This window comes from Kineococcus indalonis, from assembly GCF_009906395.1.
GTDB classification, from domain to species: domain Bacteria; phylum Actinomycetota; class Actinomycetes; order Actinomycetales; family Kineococcaceae; genus Kineococcus; species Kineococcus indalonis.
This window is the reverse complement of the sequence record NZ_JAAALM010000752.1, coordinates 1-1,408: the sequence shown is the minus strand read 5'-3', so window position 1 is coordinate 1,408 and position 1,408 is coordinate 1. Positions and strand designations below refer to the sequence as shown.

General features: G+C 77.9%; 1 protein-coding gene. It reads right to left on the bottom strand.

Going from position 1 to position 1,408, the window contains the following annotated elements; genetic code table 11:
* A partial coding sequence (locus GTR00_RS20825) for an O-antigen ligase family protein (protein WP_166613430.1) occupies nucleotides 1-1,408 on the bottom strand: 1,408 nt, incomplete at both ends.

Genomic DNA, 1,408 nt, shown 5'->3' with positions numbered 1-1,408 from the left:
CCCCCGCCCCGCGCCCGGCGCCGCCCGCGGGCACGGCCGCTCCCGGCCCGGCCGCTCCCGGCCCGGGGCGCCCGGCCCGCGAGGCCAGCAGCCCCAGCACCAGCGTGAGCAGCACGGTGGGCTGCTGGAAGGAGGTGACGTCGCTGGTGACGGCGCCCACGAGCACGACGGCCAGCACCGCCAGCAGGGCGCGGTCCAGGCTGCGCTCGGCGGCGGAGGCGTCCAGCACGCTGCGGTCCCACGCGACGGCGCCGGCGACGAGGAACTGCAGCGCGAAGACGGCCACGCCGACGACGCCGCCGCCGATGAGGGTGCCCAGGAAGGTGTTGTCCAGGTACACCCCGCCGGTCTCGGGCCGGTACACGCCGGCGCCCATGCCCAGCCAGGGGTGCTCGCGGAACATCGCCTCGACGAGGGCGTAGTCGGACAGCCGGCCGGTGACGCTGTCGTCCTGCTCGGCGAGGGTGAAGATCTGCGTCAGCGAGCGGACCAGGTCCGGCACGAGCACGAACATCGCGGTGACGCCGGCGGCGGCGGTGAGCAGCGCGCCGAGCTTCTGCCGCGCGGGCCAGCCCGACACGGCCACGGCCAGGCCGACGACCAGGCCGAGCACGGCGGTGCGCGAGACCGACAGCGGCAGGCCGGCGACGATGATCACGACGGCCAGCGCGGACCAGCGCCGGGCGGCGGCGGTGGCGGCGTGCCGGGCCAGGTGCAGCGCGATCGGCAGGGCGGCGGCCAGGCCGAGGGAGTACTCGATGGGGTGCTCGCCGGTGCCGCGGGCGCGCAGGAAGTCGAAGCGGCTGACCTCGCCGAGGGTGGGGGTGTTCTCCACCAGCCCGGCGCCGCGCACCAGGGACGCCCAGCCGGGCAGCACCCCGGCCCAGGAGGCGGCGGCCACGACGGCGGAGAGGGCCGCCGCGGCCACGACCCAGCCCAGGACGCGGTCGCGGTCGTCGCGCCGGCGCAGCACCAGCCACAGGTACAGGGCCAGCCCGGTGGTGCCGAAGGTGCCGACCAGCGAGCGCAGCGCGCCGGCGCTCTCGGCGGCGTCCAGGGCGCTGGTCATCGCCACGCCGTAGCTCCAGAACGCCTCCGCGACGCCGAGCACCAGCACGGCGCCGACCAGGCTCCAGCGCGGCTCGGCGTCGTCGGCGCGGCGGCGGCGGGCGGCGAGGAACGTCAGCACCGCCAGGCCCAGGCACACCAGGGAGAGCAGCCGGACGGGGCTGCCGTTGGACTTCAGCGGGCCGGGCACCACGAAGTTGCCCGGCAGGGTGAAGGCGCACACGACCACGGCGACCGGCAGCCAGGACACGCGCAGCGGGCGCTGCCGGGCGGGCAGGGCGCGCAGCGGGTCCGCGACGGCGCGCCCGAGGGCGGCCGCCGCCGTGCGCGGGCTCAGGAG